Consider the following 17,662-nt stretch of genomic DNA (forward strand, 5'->3'; position numbering starts at 1 on the left):
TTTTGGGGCCCGGTCCCGGTCTGGTCGGAGCTCGGTTGGCGCGTGGTCGGGGTCCGGTCGTGGCTTTGGGGCCCGGTCCCGGCTCGGCCCGACGAGTTGTCCACAGGCCGTATTCCAAGATCATCTTCGAGATGCCGCCTTCTGTCACAGTGAGTGACGGAGGTGGTACTCATGAACGCACAAGGTGCGCTGGGGCGGTACGGAGAGAGCGTGGCCGCCCGCACGCTGCGGGACGCCGGCCTGGCCATCCTGGAGCAGAACTGGCGGTGGGGCCGTCGGGGCGAGATCGACATCGTCGCGGCCGACGGTGACGCGGTGGTCGTCTGCGAGGTGAAGACCCGCCGGGAGGGCGGCCCCCAGCACCCCATGGCCGCACTCACCCCCGCCAAGGCGGCGCGGTTGCGGTCGCTCGCCGAGCGGTGGACCGCCGAGCACGGCGGGGCGCCGCCGGGCGGCGTCCGGATCGACCTGGTCGGTGTCGTGCTGCCCGCGCGCGGAGCGCCGCGGGTCGAGCATGTCCGGGGGGTGGCGTGATGGGCTTCGCGCGTACCTGCTCGGTCGCCTTGGTCGGAGTGGAGGGCGTGGCCGTCGAGGTCCAGGCCGACCTGGAGCCGGGCGTGGCCGCCTTCGCCCTGGTCGGGCTGCCGGACAAGAGCCTGGTGGAGAGCCGCGACCGGGTGCGTGCGGCGATCGTGAACAGCGGGGAGACCTGGCCGCAGAAGAAGCTCACGGTGGGGCTGAGCCCCGCGTCGGTGCCCAAGGGCGGGTCGGGCTTCGACCTGGCGGTGGCCTGCGCGGTGCTGGCCGCGAGCGGCCGGATCGCGCCCGGCGCCATCGCCGACCTGATGATGATCGGCGAGCTCGGCCTGGACGGCCGGGTCCGCCCGGTGCGGGGCGTGCTGCCGGCCGTGCTCGCCGCGGCCGACGCGGGGTACCGGCAGGTGGTCGTGCCGGAGTGCAGCACGTCCGAGGCGGCCCTGGTGCCCGGTGTCTCGGTGCTGGGCGTGCGCAGCCTGCGCCAGCTCGTCGCGGTGCTCAACGACGAGGCGGTGCCCGAGGAGCCGGAAACGGACTCCGCGGCCGGGCGGGAGCGGCCGGACGCGATGCTGGCGGGGCTCGCGGTGCCCGGCGGCGCGATCGGGTCCGGGCTCGGCGGCGGGTTCGCCCGCGCGGACTTCACCGGTTCCGGGCGCGGCACCGTCGACGGCGGCAAGCACGCTCCCGACCTGGCCGACGTCGCGGGGCAGCACGGGGCCCGGCTCGCGCTGGAGGTCGCCGCAGCCGGCGGCCACCACCTCTATCTCAACGGCCCGCCAGGGGCGGGCAAGACGATGCTCGCCGAGCGATTGCCGGGCGTGCTGCCGCCGCTCACCCGGCAGGAGTCGCTGGAGGTCACCGCGGTGCACTCGGTGGCCGGCATCCTCCCGGCCGACCGCCCGCTGGTCGACACCCCGCCCTATTGCGCACCGCACCACTCCGCCACCATGCCCTCGCTGGTCGGCGGCGGCAGCGGGCTGCCGAGACCGGGTGCGGTCTCCCTCGCCCACCGCGGAGTCCTCTTCCTCGACGAGGCGCCTGAGTTCACCGCGCAGTCCCTCGACGCGCTGCGGCAGCCGCTGGAGTCGGGACACGTCGTGGTGGCCAGGGCCGCGGGGGTGATACGGCTTCCGGCCCGCTTCATGCTGGTGCTGGCGGCGAACCCGTGCCCGTGCGGGCGGTACTCCGTGCTGGGCGGAGGCTGCGACTGCTCGCCCAGCGCGGTGCGGCGGTACCAGGCGCGGCTGTCCGGCCCGCTGCTCGACCGGGTCGACCTGCGGGTGGACGTCGAGCCCGTCAGCCGCGCCGAGCTGATGGGGCCGGGCGGCCGGGGCGCCGGGGGTGAGTCCTCCGCGGTGGTGGCCGCCCGGGTCATCGACGCCCGGGCCCGGGCCGCCGCCCGCTACCAGGACACCCCCTGGCGGCTGAACAGCGAGGTCCCGGGCCACGAGTTGCGCACCCGGTGGCACGTCGCGGCCGGAGCCCTGCGCGCGGTCGAGCGCGACATGGAGCGCGGCCTGCTCACGGCCCGCGGCCTGGACCGGGTGCTACGGGTGGCGTGGACGCTCGCCGATCTCGGCGGCGCCGACCGGCCCAGCCCCGAACACGTCCTGCTGGCCCTCCAGTTGCGCACCGGGGTGAGCAGGGGAGTGTCCGCGGTGGCAGGCGGGGGGTGAGGGCGGTGGAGGAGGAAGCCGCCGCGCGGTGCGGGTGGCCGGGCGCCGCGGAGGTCTGCCCGGATGGTGATGCGGGAGGAGGGGGCGGCGGCGGGCCCGGTTCCGACGGCGGGGACGGCGCCGAGCGGGAGGAGGAGTTGCGGGCCGCGTACGCGGGAGGTGAGGTGACCGGCGCGGGAGGGGCCGGCGCGGCGGTCGGCTGGCAGGAGCGGCTGGCCCGGGTCGCGCTGACCCGGGTCGCCGAGCCCGGCGACGTGGTGATGGGCCGCGCGCTGCGGAACCAGGATGCTCAGGCGGTGGTGCGCGCGGTGCTGGACGGGCAGCGGCTGCCCGGGTCCGGCGTGGAGAAGGCGGCGAGATACGCGGCCAGGGCCGCGCGGGTCGACCCGGTGGCGGACCTGGCCGCCGCGCACCGGGCCGGCGGCCGCTTCCTCTGCCCGGGCGACGGCGACTGGCCCGCACAGCTCGACGACCTGGCGGCGGAGCGGCCGTACGGACTGTGGGTGCGCGGACGGGGGTCGCTGCGGATGTGGGCGTTGCGGTCGGTCGCGGTGGTCGGCGCCCGGGCCTGCACGGACTACGGCCGGCACATGGCGGTGCGACTCGGCGCGGGACTCGCGGGTGCCGGCTGGGTGGTGGTGTCGGGCGCGGCGTACGGCGTGGACGGCGCCGTGCACCGGGCCGTGCTGGAGGCCGACGGGGCGACAATCGGCGTGGTGGCCAGCGGGATCGACGTGGCCTACCCGCGGGGCAACTCCGGCCTGATCGAGCGGATCGCGGAACGCGGCCTGCTGGTGGGGGAGTTGCCGCCGGGCGACCATCCGACCCGGTCGAGGTTCGTGCTGCGCAACCGCGTGATCGCCGCGCTGACCCGGGGCACCGTCGTGGTCGAGGCCCGCTACCGCAGCGGGTCCCTGATCACGGCCCGGCGGGCGGCGGAGCTGGGCCGGATCGCCATGGGCGTGCCCGGGCCCTGCACCAGTGCCATGTCCGAAGGCGTGCACGAACTGCTGCGCGGCGACGCCGCGATGGTCACCGACGCGGCCGAAGTGGTCGAGCTGGTCGGGGAGATCGGCGCCGACCTGGCCCCGGTCCGGCGGGGCCCCGTGCTGCCCAGGGATCTGCTGCGCCCGGCCGCCGCGCGGGTGTTGGAGGCGCTGCCCGGCCGTGGTGACGCCGCCGAGCAGGACATCGCCGACACGGCCGGCCTCTCGGCGGCCGACACGCTGGGCAGGCTGCACGAATTGCAGGCGCTCGGCTTCGTCGTACGTGCGTGCGGCCGCTGGCGATTGGTCCGTACCCCGCGCGATGGGCCGCGAGGTGGCGCCGGTTGACGTTGCCGACACCCCATCAGGTGACAGGAGAGCGCGCTGACCTGCGGTGTTCACAGGGTGGACGGCGAGCAGGTGGGATGCGGCGCATTATTGCCCTCACACCCCCACATGGACCGGTGCGGCTCCCCGCGCCCTCGCCGGCCCACCCGCACCCGTAGAGGAACGTATCTGCGCATGTCCCACACGGATGCCGTAGCAATCAGCGACACTATGGTCACGCTACGCTCGCGGAGGTTCGATCTCCCGCCCACGCCAAGGCAGAACGGCTCACGACGACGCATGCCCCAGCACACCCCCGGGTCCGAACGGGCGGCGGCAGTGACCACCGCCCGGGCCACCCCCCGGCCTGCCGCACCCACCTCGCTCGACGCGTTGTGGCGGACCTACAAGTCCACGGGGGACGCTCGGCTGCGGGAGCAGCTCATCCTGCACTACTCGCCGCTGGTCAAGTACGTCGCCGGCCGGGTCAGCGTCGGGCTGCCGGCCAACGTGGAGCAGGCCGACTTCGTGTCCTCCGGGGTGTTCGGGCTGATCGACGCGATCGAGAAGTTCGACCCGGACCGCGCGATCAAGTTCGAGACCTACGCGATCACCCGGATCCGCGGCGCGATGATCGACGAGCTGCGCGCGCTGGACTGGATCCCGCGCTCGGTACGGCAGAAGGCCCGGGCCGTCGAGCGTGCCTACGCCACCCTTGAGGCGAAGCTGCGCCGCACTCCCAGCGAGCCCGAGGTGGCCGCGGAGATGGGCGTCGGCCTGGAGGAGTTGCACGGCGTGTTCAGCGCGCTGTCCCTCGCCAACGTGGTCGCCCTGGAAGAGCTGCTGCACGTGGGCGCCGAGAGCGGTGACCGGCTCAGCCTGGTCGACACCCTGGAGGACACCGGCGCGGACAATCCGTCCGAGGTCGCCGAGGACCGCGAGCTGCGCCGCCTGCTGGCCCGCGCGGTCAACACCCTCCCCGAGCGGGAGAAGACCGTCGTCACCCTCTACTACTACGAAGGGCTCACCCTCGCCGAGATCGGCCAGGTCCTGGGCGTGACCGAGAGCCGGGTCAGCCAGATCCACACCAAGTCCGTTCTTCAACTCCGGGCAAAGCTCGCTGACATGGGAGCACGCTGAGCCGGACTGTCTACAGTGGGGGCATGCCGAGAATTCGAGCGGCCTCGGTGGCCGAGCACCGGACGATGCAGCGCCGTGCCCTGCTGGACGCCGCACGCACCCTGCTGTCCGAGGGCGGAACCGACGCCCTCACCTTCCCCGCGCTCGCCGAGCGGACCGGACTGGCCCGCTCCTCGGTCTACGAGTACTTCCGTTCGCGGGCCGCGGTCGTGGAGGAACTGTGCGCCGTCGACTTCCCGGTCTGGGCCGCCGAGGTCGAGGCCGCGATGCAGGCCGCCGAGACTCCCGCGGACAAGATCGAGGCGTACGTCCGCAGCCAGCTCACCCTGGTCGGCGACCGCAGGCACCGCGCGGTGGTGGCGATCTCGGCCGGTGAGCTGGACACCGGCGCCCGGGAGAAGATCCGCGCGGCGCACGGCGGTCTGGTGGCCATGGTGGTGGCCGCGCTGTCCTGCATCGGCCACCCCGAGCCCCGGCTGACCGCCATGCTCCTGCAGGGCGTGGTCGACGCCGCCGTCCGCCGCATCGAACTGGGCGCGGCCGAGCTCCCCACCGAGATCACCGAGGCCGCCGTCGCGATGGCGCTGCACGGTGTCACCCGGTCGGCGGGCAGCCCGGAATAGCCCGCACGGAACGTCCGCTTCCCCTTGTATGACTCAAGAAGCAGAGCAGGGCATCGGCCGGGTCGGCGTGTGGAACTCTCGGCTGAGCAGTGACGACCGCGAGTTCCAGGACGAGAACCGCGAGGCCGCCGCGGAGCTGGACGAACTCGGCTACGGCGCGATCTGGCTCGGCGGCTCGCCCGGCGTCGCCCGCGCGGTCCCGCTGCTCGCCGCGACCCGCCGGATCAGCGTGGCCACCGGCATCCTCAGCATCTGGAACCAGACCGCGGACGAGGTCGCCCAGGACGTCGCCGGCCTGGACCCGGACCAGGCCGGGCGGTTCGTCCTCGGTCTCGGGGTCAGCCACGCCCCCATGACGGAGGGATACGCCCGCCCCTACGCGAAGATGGTCGAGTTCCTGGACGGCCTGGACTCCGCCGCCGCACCGGTCCCGCCCGCCCGGCGGGTGCTGGCCGCCCTCGGCCCGCGGATGCTCACGCTCGCCGCGGACCGCAGCGCCGGCGCCCACCCGTATCTGGTCACCGTCGAGCACGTCGCCCAGTCCCGCGCCGCGCTCGGCCCGGGCAAGCTGCTCGCACCCGAACTCGGCGTCATCCTCGACCCCGACCGGGCCCGGGCCCACGCGACCGCACGCGCCGCCCTCGCGGTCTACCTCCGGCTGCCGAACTACGTCAACAACTGGCGGCGGCTCGGCTTCACCGACGAGGACTTCGCCGACGGCGGCAGCACCCGGCTGCTCGACGCGCTCTTCGCGATCGGCGACACCACCACCGTCCGCACCCGCGTCGCCGCCTTCCACGAGGCCGGCGCGGACCACGTCGCCCTCCAGGCACTCCGCCACGACGGCGCCCTGCCGCGCGAGGAGTGGCGCGAGCTGGCCGCGGCGGTGCCACTGAGCTGAGCCGAGTTCGGCTGGGCTGAGTCCGTCGGTAGGCGCCCGCTCATGTCCTCCTTCCCCGGGCGGGTTCCGCCCCGCCCGCACGGTCCGCCCCGCCCGCACGGTCCGCCCCGACCGTGCGGGCCGGGGCGGCCCGTCCCACCGCGCCGGCCGCACCGTCAACGGGCAGCAGGCGGGACGGTCCGGCCCGGCGCAGCGACGCGGGAAGCAGGGTGAGCGGGTCGAGGTAGGCGTCGCCGCGCAGCAGTCCCCAGTGCAGGCACGCCCCCGGGCAGTGCGGCAGACCTCCGGCGGCGAGCGTGCCGACCTCGTCCCCGGCGGCCACCCGCGCGCCCTTCGCGACCGTGCTCCGCACCGGCTCGTACGTCGTGCGCAGGCCGCCGGGCAACGCCACGACCACCACCGGCACCCCGGCGACCGATCCGGCGAAGGCCACCTCGCCCGCGGCCGCCGCCCGCACGGCCGCCGACCCAGCCGCGGCCAGATCCACCCCGCGGTGCCCCGCCGCCCACGGGGTCGCCGGCGGCTCGAACCCGCGCAGGACCAGCGGGCGCCCCCGCGCCCCCGGCCCGGCGACCGGCCAGCACCGCGCGGCGGGCCCCGGCGGCCCCGTACACCCCGCACCTGCCGCACCCGATCCCGCACCCGCGGCACCCGATCCCGCACCCGCAGCATCCGGTCCCGCACCCGATCCACCCGCCGGACGCGCGTTCGCCCCCGGCCCGGACTCCGCACCGCCCCGTCCCCCCGCGGCGACCCGCGCCCTCGCGGCAAGCCCCGCCCCCGGATCGCCCCGCACCCTCGCAGCGAGCCCACCACCGGCGCCCGCACCCGCACTCGCCCTCGCAGCCGGCACCGCACTCCCGCCCGCGGCCAGCAGTGCCGCAGCCACGGCCACCATCGCCCGCAGCCGTGCCTGCACCCTTGCCCGTGCACCCCCTCTCCTCCAGACCCTCGCCGTCACCGACATCGTCAACCGCCCCACCGTGTACGCCATGCAGCCACCCTGTCGCACCGCGTCCACCTCGCGATGATCTTGGTCGGCAGCCTGTGGACAACTCGGGTGTCGCCTGTGGCTCCGCGGGTCCCGTACACTTTCTCTGGCGACTCGGGTCACCGGGTCGACTTCGCACGCCCCGCCATCAACCCCGGACCTTGACGGTCACGGGCGGTGGCCGCGCCCCTCGGTCCCTCGTGGCACGGCGCGTCGGGGCGTCAGGCGCGGCCGCCGTCCGGTGGCCGCGATAACCGAGCACATCAAGGAGTACGGCCATGGCCGTCGTCACGATGCGGGAGCTGCTGGAGAGCGGCGTCCACTTCGGGCACCAGACCCGCCGCTGGAACCCGAAGATGAAGCGCTTCATCTTCACCGAGCGCAACGGCATCTACATCATCGACCTGCTCCAGTCGCTGTCGTACATCGACCGCGCCTACGAGTTCGTCAAGGAGACCGTCGCGCACGGCGGCTCCATCATGTTCGTCGGCACCAAGAAGCAGGCGCAGGAGGCCATCGCCGAGCAGGCGTCCCGCGTCGGCATGCCCTACGTCAACCAGCGCTGGCTGGGCGGCATGCTCACCAACTTCTCGACCGTCTACAAGCGCCTGCAGCGCCTGAAGGAGCTCGAGGAGATCGACTTCGCGGACGTGGCCGCCTCCGGCCTCACCAAGAAGGAGCTGCTGGTCCTCTCCCGCGAGAAGGACAAGCTGGAGAAGACCCTCGGCGGCATCCGCGAGATGCAGAAGGTCCCCAGCGCCGTCTGGATCGTCGACACCAAGAAGGAGCACATCGCCGTCGGTGAGGCGCGCAAGCTCCGCATCCCGGTCGTCGCGATCCTCGACACCAACTGCGACCCCGACGAGGTCGACTACAAGATCCCGGGCAACGACGACGCGATCCGCTCCGTCACGCTGCTCACCCGCGTGATCGCCGACGCCGTCGCCGAGGGCCTCATCGCCCGTTCCGGCGCCGCCACCGGCGACAAGAAGGCCGAGGGCGTCGCCGAGCCGCTCGCCGAGTGGGAGCGCGACCTGCTCGAGGGCGAGAAGAAGGCGGACTCCGAGCCCGCGACCGACGCTGCCGCTCCGGCTGCCGAGGCCCCCGCCACCGAGGCCCCCGCGGCCACCGAGGCCGCCGAGGTCACCGAAGCCCCCGAGGCCCCGGCTGCCGACGCCGAGGCTCCGGCCGCGCCCGCGGCCACCGAGGGCGACGACTCCGCCCAGAGCTGATCGCCCGCGGACCGCGAGCGTCCGGGAACAGCACCACGCGTGACGACGGCGGGGGCCCAGGGCCCCCGCCGTTCACCCGTAGATCCACCGACCATCCGGGAAGAGACTCACACCCATGGCGAACTTCACCGCCGCCGACGTCAAGAAGCTCCGCGAGCTCACCGCCGCGGGCATGATGGACTGCAAGAACGCCCTCACCGAGGCCGAAGGCGACCTGGACAAGGCCGTCGAGATCCTCCGCGTGAAGGGCCAGAAGGGCGTCACCAAGCGCGAGGGCCGTTCGGCCTCCAACGGTGCCGTCGTCTCCCTCATCGCCGCCGACAACTCCGAGGGCGTCCTCGTCGAGTTGAAGTGCGAGACCGACTTCGTCGCCAAGGGCGACAAGTTCGTCGCGGTCGCCGACGCGATCGCCGCGCACGTCGCCGCCACCAAGCCGGCTGGCCTCGACGTGCTGCTCGACTCCGAGATCAAGGACGGCCAGACCGTCCAGGCGTTCGTCGACGAGGCCAACGCCACCCTCGGCGAGAAGATCGTGCTGGACCGCTTCGCGCAGTTCACCGGCGGCTACGTCGCGTCCTACCTGCACCGCACCAGCCCGGACCTGCCCCCGCAGGTCGGCGTGCTGGTCGAGCTGGACAAGGCCGACCCGCAGACCGCCAAGGACGTCGCGCAGCACATCGCCGCCTTCGCCCCGAAGTTCCTCACCCGCGACGAGATCGACGAGGAGACGGTGGCCAACGAGCGCCGCGTCGCCGAGGCGACCGCGCGCGAGGAGGGCAAGCCGGAGGCCGCCCTGGCGCGTATCGTCGAAGGACGGGTCAACGGTTTCTTCAAGGAGAACGTCGTCCTGGAGCAGTCGTTCGCCAAGGACGCGAAGAAGACCGTGCAGAAGGTGCTGGACGAGGCCGGTGTCACGCTGAAGCACTTCGCGCGCTTCCGCGTCGGCGTCTGACGACCGTCCGTACCGGCGCCCGCCGGCCGGCCGCCGGCAGTATCCGGCCGCCGCGGGCCGCCATCCCCGCCCGTGCGGTCGCCCCGGCGGCCGCACGGCGAAAGACAGACGGTCCCGTTGGGGCCGTACGCGGCCGGCCGCCCGCCGGTCGGCCGCAGAGGTGACGAGGAGGCCATTGCCGTACCGGGAACCGACAAGGACCCACGGCAATGGCCTCCTCGGTACGTGCACGAGGAGATCTCCCATGGATGATGGTGCCGAAGGCGCCGGCAAGGCCCACGACCACACCCACGACGACGGCGACGCCCGCGGGGCGACCGCGCGGGTCGACCGCGACGGGGCCGCTCCCCGCCGCTACCTGCTCAAGCTCTCCGGTGAGGCGTTCGCCGGGGGCGGCGGTCTCGGCGTCGATCCGGACGTCGTGCACGCCATCGCCCGGGAGATCGCCGCGGTGGTCCGCGAGGGCTACGAGATCGCGGTCGTGCTCGGCGGCGGCAACTTCTTCCGCGGCGCCGAACTCCAGCAGCGCGGCATGGACCGGGCCCGCTCCGACTACATGGGCATGCTCGGCACCGTGATGAACTGCCTCGCCCTCCAGGACTTCCTGGAGAAGGAGGGCATCGAGACCCGGGTGCAGACCGCCATCACCATGGGCCAGGTCGCCGAGCCCTACATCCCGCTGCGCGCGGTCCGGCACCTGCAGAAGGGCCGCGTGGTGATCTTCGGCGCCGGTATGGGCATGCCCTACTTCTCCACCGACACCACCGCCGCCCAGCGTGCCCTGGAGATTGACGCGGTGGCGATGCTGATGGGCAAGAACGGGGTGGACGGGGTCTACGACTCCGACCCCAAGCACAACCCGGACGCGGTCCGCTTCGACGCCCTGGAGTACAGCGAGTTGATCGCCCGCGACCTGCGGGTGGCCGACCTCACCGCGATCACGCTCTGCCAGGACAACAAGCTGCCCATCCTGGTCTTCGAGTTGCTCGCCGAAGGCAACATCGCCCGGGCCGTCAAGGGTGAGAAGATCGGCACGCTGGTCAACGACCAGGGCACCAGAGCATGACCGGCGCGGCCGGTCTGGACAACAGGCTGCCCGGTCCGACACCGTGCAGAAAGACGTGCGCAGGGGCCCCATCCGACGGCTCTGCCTTCTGAATACCAGGAGCACATGGTGATTGAAGAGACCCTCCTCGAGGCCGAGGAGAAGATGGAGAAGGCCGTCGTCGTCGCCAAGGACGACTTCGCGGCGATCCGCACCGGCCGTGCGCACCCGGCGATGTTCAACAAGATCGTCGCCGAGTACTACGGTGCGGTCACCCCGATCAACCAGCTCGCCTCCTTCGCGGTGCCCGAGCCGCGGATGGCGGTGATCACCCCCTTCGACAGCAGCAGCCTGCGCAACATCGAAGAGGCGATCCGCAACTCCGACCTCGGCGTCAACCCCAGCAACGACGGCCGGATCATCCGGGTGGTGTTCCCGCAGCTCACCGAGGAGCGCCGGCGCGAGTACATCAAGGTCGCCAAGACCAAGGGCGAGGACGCGAAGATCTCGATCCGCAGCGTCCGGCGCAAGGCCAAGGAGACCCTCGACAAGCTCGTCAAGGACGGCGAGACCGGCGAGGACGAGGTGCGCCGCGCGGAGAAGGAACTCGACGACACCACGTCGAAGTACGTGGCGCAGATCGACGAGTTGCTCAAGCACAAGGAAGCGGAACTGCTGGAGGTCTGACCTCCCGCGGTACGCCGTACCGTTCGCGATGTGCCGCGCCCCGGCGCGGTACCGCACCCTTGCGCGCCGTTCGCCGTCCCTTCCGTACCGTCCCCGCCCCGGACCGCGCAATCTCTCCCCGGCCGACCACCACCCTGACGACGACGCGAGGCGACGCTCCGTGAACGATTCTTCCTGGGGCGCTTCGCCACGCGCCGGTCACGCGGCGGGTTCCGCCTCGGAACCCGGGGTCAGGAGGAAGATCTCCACCATGCCGCCACCACCCGCGCCACCCCAGGACCCGCCGCCACCGGGTCCCGGCTCCGGACCGTACGGCTCCGAGCCGCCGGCCGCGCCGCCCGCGAAGAAGTCCGCCGGGCGCGACCTGCGGGCCGCGATAGGGGTCGGTGTCGGCCTCGGCGTGGTGGTGGTCGCGGCGCTGTTCATCGTCAAGGCCGTCTTCGTCGGCATCGTGGTGGTCGCGGTCGTCGTGGGCCTGTGGGAGCTGACCTCCCGGCTCGCCGAGCGCAAGCAGATCCAGGCGCCGCTGATCCCGCTGGCGGCCGGCGGCATCGCGATGGTGATCGCGGGATACGTCGACGGCGCCGACGGGGCGTGGATCGCGATGGCGCTGACCGCGCTCGCGGTCCTGGTCTGGCGGATGGCCAAGCCGCCCGAGGACTACCTGCGCGACGTCACGGCCGCGGTGTTCGCGGCGTTCTACGTGCCCTTCCTCGCCACCTTCGTCGTCATGATGCTCGCCGCTGACGACGGGCCGCGCCGGGTACTCGTCTTCCTGCTGCTGACGGTGATCAGCGACACCGGCGCCTACGCGGTCGGCTGGCGCTTCGGCAGCCACAAGCTCGCTCCCCGGATCAGCCCCGGCAAGACCCGCGAGGGCCTGATCGGCGCGATCGCCTTCGCGATGGTCGCGGGAGCGCTGCTCATGCAGTACTTCATCGACGACGGCCGGTGGTGGCAGGGCCTGCTGCTCGGCCTGGCGGCCGCGGTCAGCGCCACCCTCGGCGACCTCGGCGAGTCCATGATCAAGCGTGACCTCGGCATCAAGGACATGGGCACCCTCCTCCCGGGCCACGGCGGCATCATGGACCGCCTCGACTCCCTCCTCCCCACGGCCCCGGTCGTCTGGCTCCTCCTGGTCGCCTTCGTCGGCCAGGGCTAGCGACCACCTCCCCCCGACGCCCACCCGCGGGCGGTCCCGCTCTGCCTGCCCGGGAGAACCGAGCCCTCGTGTCCGGCCTCTCCATCCCGGAGCCCGGAGCGCCGCAATCGGCAATCCCTAGTGCTGCATGCATAGAGCAGGCAAAATCCCCATGCGATCCACTTCTCGACTGGTGGAGTGGACTCAACATTGGCAAAGCCGGACACAGGGGGCGGCATGGGCGAATTTTCGGGGATAGATCCTGAAGCGATGCTTCTGATGATCACGTCATTCACGGGAGACAAGGATGACCTGCGGCGAGGCGTATCGTCGATGAGGTCACGTTTCGCTCATATGGGCCTTGATACGTCGGAGCTGAATAAGATCCTGCATCTCTGCAGCTGGATGGATGATCAGCTCCCGATGCTCAAAAGGCGGCAGGGTCTGGCCGCAGCGCTGGACCATGGGCAGCCCGCCGGCCACATGGTGCACCTGCCCGAACCGGTGATCCTCACGTCTGCGCAGGCGCAGGCCAACGGAAAAGCGTTGGCCAAAGAATTCAACGAGAACGCCGGTGGCGACGCGAAGGCAGCTGCCAGATACCACCAACTGGCGCTGCTGCTTGCTGCACACAAGGACGACCCTGATTTCTGCTCGGCCTTCTACGCGGGCCTCTCGCCCGCCGCGGCGACGGGGCTACCCAGCCTGCTCGCCGCGACGGGCACCAAGACCGGTGCTGAAGACCTGAAGATCTACAGCCATGCCTTCGGCACCGCCGTGAGCGCGCTCTCGCCGGCGAAGGGATTCGACAGCGTCAAGAAGTCGTACCTCGTGGAGGAATCCAAGGGCGGGAACGAGCCGGGCTGGGATCGCGCGGCGATGCTCCAGTACGGCAACTTTCCTGATGAGTTCCTGGAGGAGTGCACTCGGGCCAACGTGCTCGACAGACTCGCCCAGGGCAAGGGCTCCACGTTCTCGGGCGACGCGACGGCAGCAAGGACGCTCGGGCTGCCGATCGACAGCGTTGCCCTCAACCTTCAAGCGCTGGCGCACAGCGGCCAGGCATCCTTCGTCGCACTCTCGCAGATGGGCGATCCCAAGGCCCCGGACCTTGAGGCTCACATGAAGTTACTGCTCGATTACGCGCGCCAGGACGCCGCCACGCAGACGGCGCTCGGCAAGGTGTTCGACGTGGCCTCCGGTGTACGGGGTCACGACGGCCCGGACGGGAAGTGGGAGGCGGACCGCACCACCCACAGCGCATACGAGAATCTCTTCGCCTACGAGACGATCCGCCTGGTGGGTAACGGCGACGTGCAGAACTTCGACGGTTGGTTCAAGCAGGACATGGGGCGGCTCGCTGCCTCGTACGCACCGGAGATGGTCACCGGCTCGTACACCCAGAACGGCTTCGGTGACCCCGACTCGTCCATGGGGCCACCGCAGGCCGCAGCCTTCAAAGACCTTCCGGGGCTCAAACCCGGGTTCTATCTGAGTGCTTCCGATACCTATCGCTTCCTGAAGACCTTTGCCGGTGACGACAGCTGGTCGGATCCGCTGGACACCGCGATGGGTGATCTCCAGCGCAGGACTTTGACCGCCGCCGCCGTGGCCGACCGAAAGGCTCTTGACGCCAAGAGCGGGTACGCCCAGAACTTCACCGACGCCGCGAAGGCGTTCGGCGGATTTTCCCGGCTCGAATACGACGCCATGGCCAAGGTTCGAGGTGATACGGACAAGTCTCAGGAGACGTTCATGGAGAACGAGAAGCGGGCGCTCTTCCTGGGCCTGGAGCTGGCCGGTGAACCGGAGGTCAAGCTGCTGGAACCGGTGAACCGGAAGCTCATGTGGCGGTCGGGCATGTGGTGGGGCAAAGAGTTCCCCCTGGCTGATTTCTTCAAGGGTCCCGAGGAAACGGAGGAGCTTGGCGAGAATCAGAGAATCATCCAGGAGAGTGCTCGCTACAGCATTGCACGACCGCTGATCGACGCCGGCTGGAAGACCACGCCCATCCCACCGGAACTCAGGGACAAGGACGGGAAGCTTCTGGAGTTCGAGCAGTTCGCCGGGGACAAGGCCAAATTGGCGAAGTTCTCCGCATGGCTGGGCGACCAGAATCTCCCGACCGGGACCGACACGTTCCACGGCGAGGAGGAGGCCGCTTCGGGTGATCTGACCAGTACCCAGTCCGATCTGGTCGCCAGTGAGGTTGACGGAAAGTGATCTGTGGAGGCCGTTGCATTCGGCCGGGTCACCGCTTCAGGCAGTCGGTCCGGCCGGTCACCGTGACGGTGAAGTTGTCCGCCCCCTGTCGGGCGGTGAGGGTGATGTGGGTGCCGGACTTGTTGTTGACCAGGGGCCAGGCCACGACGGACGGGCCGGTCTGCTGCGCGACTCCGGTGTCCTGCTCGTATCCGCGGCTGGCGTTCTCGAGGACCGAGTCCCCTATGGAGAGCAGGCCGTGCATGTCCGACGCGGTGGGCGTCCCCTTCCACGGTCTGACCTGCCGGGCGGAGAACGTGCGCCTCGCCTTTCCGTCCCCACACGGGATAGCGGAGGTCCCGTTCTCCGTGACGGTATAGGCGGGCAGCTTGGCCCCGGCGTTCGATGCCATGGCGTTCAGGACCGCGGTCGCGTCGGAGCGGAGGCGCGTGCCGGCCGCGGACGAGGAGAGTCCGTTGTCCTTCGACGCACTGCACGCCGTCGCACCGAGTACCAAGGCGAGCACACCGGCACCGGCAGTGGCGTGCCACCGGGTGGAAGCAACTCTGGGCATCGGCACCTTCCTATCGACGCGGTCACGCTAGTGGCGGGTGGGACGTGCCAGGACGGCAGCCGGACTTTCTTGGCGCCCCCTTTGCCAAACGGATCTATGGGGACCGGCGGCGATGGCTCCACTTGCCGGCCCCCTTGCAACGCTGCGTCGGCGAGACGGCGCGGAGACCGTCCCTGGGCCGCCCGGCCACAGTCCGCTCCGCCGCGGACCACCGGAGACGACCGTCACCATCGCGGCCGGGCTGGGCACCAGCTCATGTCTGCGACACTGGTACGCATCATGCCTGTACCCGGAGAACTGACGTTTGCCGTGCCGCGCGGGGCCAAGAAGCCGCCGCGGCATCTTGCCGACCTCTCGCCCGCGGAGCGGAGGGAGGCGGTGGCGGCGCTGGGGGAGAAGCCGTTCCGGGCCAAGCAGTTGTCGCAGCACTACTTCGCGCGGTACGCCGACGACCCGGCGGCCTGGACCGACATTCCGGCGGGCTCGCGGGACCGGCTGGCCGGTGACCTGCTGCCGGAACTGATGACGGTCGTCCGGCACGCCGCCTGCGACGACGGGGCGACCCGCAAGACGCTCTGGCGGCTGTTCGACGGAACCCTCGTCGAGTCCGTGCTGATGCGGTACCCGGACCGGGTGACGATGTGCATCTCGTCACAGGCCGGCTGCGGGATGAACTGCCCGTTCTGCGCCACCGGGCAGGCCGGGCTGGACCGGAACCTGTCCACCGCGGAGATCGTGCACCAGATCGTCGCCGGGATGCGCGCGCTGCGCGACGGCGAGGTGCCGGACGCCCCGGACCGGCTGTCCAACATCGTCTTCATGGGCATGGGCGAGCCGCTGGCGAACTACCGCCGGGTGGTCGACGCGATCCGCCGCCTCACCGACCCGGCGCCCGACGGCCTCGGGCTGTCCCAGCGCGGCATCACCGTCTCCACGGTCGGCCTGGTCCCCGCCATGCACCGGTTCGCCGACGAGGGCTTCAAGTGCCGCCTCGCGGTGTCCCTGCACGCCCCCGACGACGAGCTGCGTGACACCCTCGTGCCGGTCAACACCCGCTGGAAGGTCCGCGAGGTCCTCGACGCCGCCTGGCACTACGCCGACGTCTCGGGGCGCCGCGTCTCCGTCGAGTACGCCCTGATCCGCGACGTGAACGACCAGGCATGGCGCGCCGACCGGCTCGGCAAGCTGCTCAAGAACCACCGGGTGCACGTCAACCTGATCCCGCTCAACCCCACCCCCGGCTCGAAGTGGACCGCGTCCCGCCCGGAGGACGAGCGGGCGTTCGTGGCCGCCCTGGAGTCCCACGGCGTGCCGGTCACCGTCCGGGACACCCGCGGCCAGGAGATCGACGGGGCCTGCGGTCAGCTCGCCGCGTCGGCGCGCTGATACGGTGCGCTGGTAGGACAACCGAACATCCGACAGGGGAGCGCCTGAGACGGCGCTGAGAGTGCGGCTGGGGCGACGGGAGAACCGTCGAGGAGCCCAGGCCGCAGACCCTCCCACCTGATCCGGGTCATACCGGCGTAGGGAGTCAGCACAGTGCAGAACACCACCCGTCGGCGTGCCGTGAGCACGCTGGTCCTCGCCACCGCGGGCGCCACCCTCCTCGCCGCCTGCGGCGGTTCCGGGTCCGGTTCCGGCGGGAAGGCCGACGGCAAGCCGTCGAAGACGGTCACCCTGGTCAGCCACGACTCGTTCGCCGCCTCCAAGTCCGTGATGGCGGAGTTCACCAAGGAGACCGGCTACACCGTCAAGGTGCTGCGCGGCGGCGACGCGGGCGCGGCCGTCAACCAGGCCATCCTCACCAAGGACCACCCGCGCGGCGACGTCTTCTTCGGTGTCGACAACACCCTGCTCTCGCGCGCCCTCGACAACGGCCTGTTCGACCCGTACACCGCCAAGGGCCTCGACCAGGTGGCCACCGATGTCCAACTCGACGCGAGCAAGCACCGCGTGACGCCGATCGACTCCGGCGACGTGTGCGTCAACTACGACCGCGCCTACTTCACCTCGCACCACCTCGCCCCGCCGCAGACCTTCGCCGACCTGGTCAAGCCGCAGTACAAGAACCTGCTGGTCACCGAGAACGTCTCCACCTCCTCGCCCGGCCTGGCCTTCCTGCTGGGCAGTGCGGCCACCTACGGGGACTCGGGCTGGCAGGCGTACTGGAAGAAGCTCAAGGCCAACGGGGTCCAGGTCGTGGACAGTTGGGAGCAGGCGTACGACAGCGCGTTCTCCGGGTCGGCCGCCGGGAAGAAGGCCAAGGGCAGCAAGCCGCTGGTGGTCTCGTACGCCTCCAGCCCGCCCGCCGAGGTGGTCGGCGTCAACCCGCCGCCCGCGCAGTCGCCCGTCGGGGTGGCCACCGGCACCTGCTTCCGCCAGATCGAGTTCGCCGGGGTGCTGCACGGCGCGAAGAACCCGGCGGGCGCCAAGGCCTTCATCGACTTCATGCTCACCCGGACCTTCCAGCAGGACATGCCGCTCCAGATGTACGTGGACCCGGTCGTGAACGGCGCCAAGGAACCGTCGCTGTTCACCACGTACGGCGCGAAGGTCGCGCATCCGACGACGCTCCCGCCCGACAAGATCGCCGCGAAGCGTGACGACTGGGTGAAGTCGTGGAACTCCATCGTCCTGTAACGGCTCGC

The 17,662-nt window shown here is 71.5% G+C and carries 15 protein-coding genes, 1 pseudogene and 1 riboswitch; of the genes and pseudogenes, 14 read left to right on the forward strand and 2 right to left on the reverse strand.

Going from position 1 to position 17,662, the window contains the following annotated elements:
- The first annotated feature begins 131 nt into the window (after positions 1-131).
- The 6 genes and pseudogenes from C4U44_RS36480 to C4U44_RS36505 all read left to right on the forward strand — a co-directional run bounded on the left by C4U44_RS36480 (position 132) and on the right by C4U44_RS36505 (position 6,190).
- Positions 132-534 (forward strand): annotated as a pseudogene (locus tag C4U44_RS36480) (YraN family protein).
- Positions 534-2,213 (forward strand): YifB family Mg chelatase-like AAA ATPase, encoded by a 1,680-nt coding sequence (locus C4U44_RS36485; RefSeq protein ID WP_103890397.1) that lies wholly within the window; start codon positions 534-536, stop codon positions 2,211-2,213. The pseudogene C4U44_RS36480 and the gene C4U44_RS36485 overlap by 1 nt, the downstream one beginning before the upstream one ends.
- A 164-nt stretch (positions 2,214-2,377) precedes the next feature.
- On the forward strand, positions 2,378-3,547 hold the full coding sequence (dprA, locus tag C4U44_RS36490) for a DNA-processing protein DprA (protein ID WP_235032625.1): 1,170 nt from the start codon (positions 2,378-2,380) through the stop codon (positions 3,545-3,547).
- A 279-nt stretch (positions 3,548-3,826) separates the two neighbouring features.
- Positions 3,827-4,666: an RNA polymerase sigma factor WhiG gene (whiG, locus tag C4U44_RS36495; protein ID WP_103890398.1), complete on the forward strand. Its 840-nt coding sequence runs from the start codon at positions 3,827-3,829 to the stop codon at positions 4,664-4,666.
- 23 nt (positions 4,667-4,689) lie between these two features.
- Entirely contained in the window at positions 4,690-5,289 is a 600-nt protein-coding gene (locus tag C4U44_RS36500) for a TetR/AcrR family transcriptional regulator (protein ID WP_103890399.1), read from the forward strand.
- A 28-nt stretch (positions 5,290-5,317) separates the two neighbouring features.
- Positions 5,318-6,190, forward strand: coding sequence for an LLM class F420-dependent oxidoreductase (locus C4U44_RS36505; RefSeq protein ID WP_103890400.1), 873 nt, complete (start codon positions 5,318-5,320; stop codon positions 6,188-6,190).
- Between the two features lie 40 nt (positions 6,191-6,230).
- On the opposite strand, the gene C4U44_RS43535 is transcribed toward C4U44_RS36505, so the two are convergent.
- A complete protein-coding gene (locus tag C4U44_RS43535) occupies positions 6,231-6,677 on the reverse strand; it encodes a M23 family metallopeptidase (protein WP_322973725.1) in 447 nt (148 codons plus the stop codon).
- Between the two features lie 782 nt (positions 6,678-7,459).
- Here C4U44_RS43535 and rpsB point away from each other — a divergent pair.
- The 6 genes from rpsB to C4U44_RS36540 all read left to right on the forward strand — a co-directional run bounded on the left by rpsB (position 7,460) and on the right by C4U44_RS36540 (position 14,461).
- Positions 7,460-8,413, forward strand: coding sequence for a 30S ribosomal protein S2 (rpsB, locus tag C4U44_RS36515; protein ID WP_103890401.1), 954 nt, complete (start codon positions 7,460-7,462; stop codon positions 8,411-8,413).
- A 115-nt stretch (positions 8,414-8,528) separates the two neighbouring features.
- Positions 8,529-9,365: a translation elongation factor Ts gene (gene tsf, locus C4U44_RS36520; RefSeq protein WP_103890402.1), complete on the forward strand. Its 837-nt coding sequence runs from the start codon at positions 8,529-8,531 to the stop codon at positions 9,363-9,365.
- Positions 9,366-9,609: 244 nt separating this feature from the next.
- A complete protein-coding gene (gene pyrH / locus C4U44_RS36525; protein WP_103890403.1) occupies positions 9,610-10,431 on the forward strand; it encodes a UMP kinase in 822 nt (273 codons plus the stop codon).
- A gap of 108 nt (positions 10,432-10,539) precedes the next feature.
- Positions 10,540-11,097, forward strand: a complete 558-nt coding sequence (gene frr / locus C4U44_RS36530; RefSeq protein ID WP_103890462.1) for a ribosome recycling factor — start codon at positions 10,540-10,542, stop codon at positions 11,095-11,097.
- A gap of 160 nt (positions 11,098-11,257) precedes the next feature.
- Positions 11,258-12,259 carry a phosphatidate cytidylyltransferase gene (locus tag C4U44_RS36535; protein ID WP_103890404.1) on the forward strand — a complete coding sequence of 334 codons (1,002 nt, stop codon included), beginning with the start codon at positions 11,258-11,260 and terminating at the stop codon, positions 12,257-12,259.
- Between the two features lie 249 nt (positions 12,260-12,508).
- Positions 12,509-14,461, forward strand: coding sequence for a hypothetical protein (locus C4U44_RS36540; RefSeq protein ID WP_146088428.1), 1,953 nt, complete (start codon positions 12,509-12,511; stop codon positions 14,459-14,461).
- A 28-nt stretch (positions 14,462-14,489) separates the two neighbouring features.
- On the opposite strand, the gene C4U44_RS36545 is transcribed toward C4U44_RS36540, so the two are convergent.
- The gene (locus C4U44_RS36545) at positions 14,490-15,014 is read right to left on the reverse strand and encodes a hypothetical protein (RefSeq protein ID WP_146088429.1); all 525 of its coding nucleotides are present in this window, start codon (positions 15,012-15,014) and stop codon (positions 14,490-14,492) included.
- A 279-nt stretch (positions 15,015-15,293) separates the two neighbouring features.
- Between C4U44_RS36545 and rlmN the strand changes: the two genes are divergently transcribed.
- Together rlmN and C4U44_RS36555 are read left to right on the forward strand one after the other, a co-directional pair.
- On the forward strand, positions 15,294-16,400 hold the full coding sequence (gene rlmN / locus C4U44_RS36550; protein ID WP_103890407.1) for a 23S rRNA (adenine(2503)-C(2))-methyltransferase RlmN: 1,107 nt from the start codon (positions 15,294-15,296) through the stop codon (positions 16,398-16,400).
- 24 nt (positions 16,401-16,424) lie between these two features.
- Positions 16,425-16,561, forward strand: a riboswitch (TPP riboswitch).
- The gene (locus tag C4U44_RS36555; protein ID WP_103890408.1) at positions 16,554-17,654 is read left to right on the forward strand and encodes a thiamine ABC transporter substrate-binding protein; all 1,101 of its coding nucleotides are present in this window, start codon (positions 16,554-16,556) and stop codon (positions 17,652-17,654) included. It overlaps the preceding riboswitch by 8 nt.
- Positions 17,655-17,662 lie beyond the last annotated feature (8 nt).

This window comes from Actinacidiphila yanglinensis (assembly GCF_900107965.1).
GTDB lineage: Bacteria > Actinomycetota > Actinomycetes > Streptomycetales > Streptomycetaceae > Actinacidiphila > Actinacidiphila yanglinensis.